Here is a 3,512-nt window from a genome sequence, read left to right as displayed (position 1 = left end):
CCCCGCTTCAATGTACGTACCTCCTGACCCATAAGATTGTAGATCACCAGTGAAACCTCCGTTGGATTGGGCAGTGCGAACTCAATGGTCGTAGATGGATTGAACGGATTGGGATAGTTCTGACGAAGCGTGAACTCATCAGGAAGGAGTGACAGAGCATCCGCCATGGCTGAGGCCACAAACTCGGGAGAACCGGCAAAGATCTTGAACCGGTAGGGAAAATCCTCAGAATAGTCGATGATCTCAACTTTTTGCTCCTCAAGAAGATTATACTGATTCCTCGTGGTCATATCAAGCATAACCATGGCATCCTCTGAGGGAAATGCACCGAAAAGATCATGAGAAACCTCAATGGGACCTTTCTCACCCCTGGTGTGCAAGGCCACATCCCAAATACCGTCCTTTACAAAAGATGAACGGATGTCTGAAGTCATGGAATGTTTTTTGAATAATGGATTATCAGGCTCAAGTGTAACCGACACAAACTTGTCCATATAGGGTGGTTCCGGATTGTCAAAATGATCAAGCCCTTCTTCAGCATCAATCTTTCTACCAAGAATGTTACCCGTATCTGAATAATTCGCTCCTTCAGCCTTGAATTGGAGCATCCATTCCCCATCCGATCTTTCTCGGGCAAGGGTCTGGGTATTACTCTCCGAAGAAAAATCCAGCGGCGCCAGCTGGACGGTCTTGACCTCGCTAAGACGGTTGTAAATGAGATAACCGCTCCAGGGCAACATGGTGGACTCCTCAGACCAGCCTTCACTTCCATTACCATAGGTCAAAGGACCATAAAAAGAAGCCCCATCCAGGTTCGGTGTCATGGGAAATGCGTAAGGCGAGCTGATCATATTCCACCCCGGTTCCAGAGTCATATCATAGCCCGTGAGGCTGATGGTCTTTCCCGCACCTGTGGAGAGGACCGCCCTTTCATCAATTGCTTGAATCAGCCAGTACCCCTTTCCAACAGAAAGTTCTTCAGGTTGTTTCCACCCTGAACCTCCTCCACCGGAGTTTTCCGGCTCAAAGATGCGCCACTTTCTGGAATTGGGCTTTCCATCCAGTTCATCGCCCAGTGTATTCACAACATTGGGATCTTCCAGTTCGGCAGGCACAGAGATAAGTCTCCACTTCTTCTTCGGCACGCCATCACCATAAGCACTGTTGGGCAAGGTTGTTTGAAGCGAGCCGTCCCTGAACTTCACCGGCGGTGAGAAGGTATCACTTAAAGCAAAGTTTCCTCTCTGGTCTCTGGCCAACATATAAAAGGCAATACCGTTCATGGTCACATCCGCCGGCCGGGATACAAACTCGAAAGTTTCTTGGTCTTCAGTAATCATAGGATACGCCGTGAATTCAGTCTGCCCCCCTTCAAGAAAATAGAGGACAGCTTCTTCCACTTCTGTTGCATCCTTCAATTCTGTCTCAACACTGATAAACTGCTTCAACAGGGCCTCTTCCGGTGTTATACTGATGATTTCGAAGGAAGGCCCCACTGTGTCCGGCGGAAGGATCGTCGCCACTATGGGAACATCAAAACGCGGCCTGTCCTGATCGTTTGAAAAGATCCGCAAGTTTTCTCTGGCCTCGCCGCTGTCAGGTGAGGAAAAAACAACCGTCACGCTGGTGCTGTCAGAAGGTTTTAGATACATAGGTAGAAGCGATGTATAGGATGGCCCTACGGAAAATTGATCCCCACTGGTGACAAGGGAATCAATTCGAAGATCACTGTTACCCGCATTATAGACTGACAGCTCCCGCTCTTCGTCAAAGAAAACATAAACCATACCGAAATCCACCACTGTATCCACAGCGGCTATTGTAGGCTTGAAAGCTTCACCTTTCAGTTTAATCTTCAACTCACCCCTGCTGGTATCGTTGTGTTTGGCTTTGAACAATGCTTCATAATTAATAGCCGATTCGCCCAGAAATTGAATGTATACCCGAAAAGTATCCCTCGGCGCCACTTTGAACTCTGTGGCACTGGCGATAAACGCTTGTGAATTTATTGTACCATCTGACACCCTGAGTGTGTCAGTGCCAGCATTCACGACATCGAATGTTTTAACATTGTATCCGTCCCGGGCTACTAACCCAAAATCCAACGAATCAACAGGGACAACCATGATAGGCTCCCGGGCGTGGTTGGTCACAATAATATCGTCCGGATTAATGGTAGTATACAGTGAATCATCTGACACCGGCTTTCGAGTAATGATTTTATAAGTCCTGTCGCCGTCCACCACCGAGTCATTCAAACCGGTGACAATCACTTGTTGAAGGGTGCCCCAGTTCGCCGGGGTGAAAATAAGTGTATCAGAAGAGAGTGACCCCTCACTCAGTTTTGTTTTGTCCAGAGCGATGGTGAGATCTGCCACCGGTTCCGATTCCAGTTTCACAGAAAATGAGTCCTTTGCCCCCGCCTCAGTAGTTACGAGTCCTCTGTACGGGGTAACCGTGATACCGGCCTTGTCACTGTCGTCCTTGTTGATCAATAGCACGTCGTCTGGGTCTACGCCTTCGTACCGGCTGTCATCAGAGACCACACCCATAATACCAATAAGATAGGAAACGTCCCCGTCATCGATAAAGTCATCCTGGCCCACAACCTCAATCTCATGGGACTCATTCCACAACTGCTTAGTGAAAGTAACCCCCGATGTAGATACCTTCCCTTCCGACTCATCCTGGCTCATGATGGCAACCACAACATTGGCGGTCGGCTCCTTGCCCAGCGTCAATGAAAAGGTCGACTTTCCGCCCGCCTCGGTGGTAAAAGCTACAGAAGGCGCTGAAACGTTGATCTCAGGCGTCTCTTCAGTATTAAATATTGCGCTGGCAGCCTCAATGGCATTATCCATATCATCCTCAACCTTGGCTTTAATCGCCACATAGACCGCCCGCCCTGTCCTGAAAACAGATCCAGGCTTAATGGTGATCTGTGTCTTGGGAGCATTGATAGTCGCATCGAAAGAAAGATCAACTCCGCTACCGTCTTTATTTTTCAGAGTAATCAGCGTATCCACATTGTCATTGGTCAACGCTGAAGCATCCAGGTAGCGAACAGCCTCATCAAACGTGACGGTGATATCTGTCGTTACACTCACATCGGTATCGCCGTCCGCCGGGTTAAAGGTCACGCTCGGCGGTTTTGCATCTGTGGTGGTGAACTTGGCGTTGGCGGCATTAAGAGCGTTATCCGAAACGTCCTCAACTGTAGAACCTATGGAAACATTGTACATCTGTTCACTTTCCAGATCAGCATTGAGAGTAAGCGTCACCTCAGTATTGTCATCACTCACCACCGCATCAAATCCCTCCTTGTTTCCATCTGCTTCTCTTTCTACAGTGACGAGAGCCACAACATTATCGTTATCAAGATCCGTGCCGTTAATCAGCCGCACAGGTTCACTGAAGGTCAGTTTTATTTGGGTGTCTACAGGCACGTCAACGGTACCATCTGAAGGAGTGAAGGCCACTGTGGGCGGTTCTGAATCAGCTACAATGAACGT

The 3,512-nt window shown here is 48.6% G+C and carries 1 protein-coding gene; it reads right to left on the bottom strand.

Translation table 11 applies throughout. The annotated features are described in order from the left end of the window. On the bottom strand, positions 1-3,512 hold a 3,512-nt coding region (locus EYO21_01275), incomplete at both ends, for a hypothetical protein (GenBank protein ID HIB02445.1).

The sequence above is a fragment of the Candidatus Neomarinimicrobiota bacterium genome, from assembly GCA_012964825.1.
Classification (GTDB): domain Bacteria; phylum Fidelibacterota; class Marinisomatia; order Marinisomatales; family S15-B10; genus UBA2125.
The sequence above is the reverse complement of the archived record's forward strand: the minus strand, read 5'-3'. Positions and strand labels throughout refer to the sequence as shown.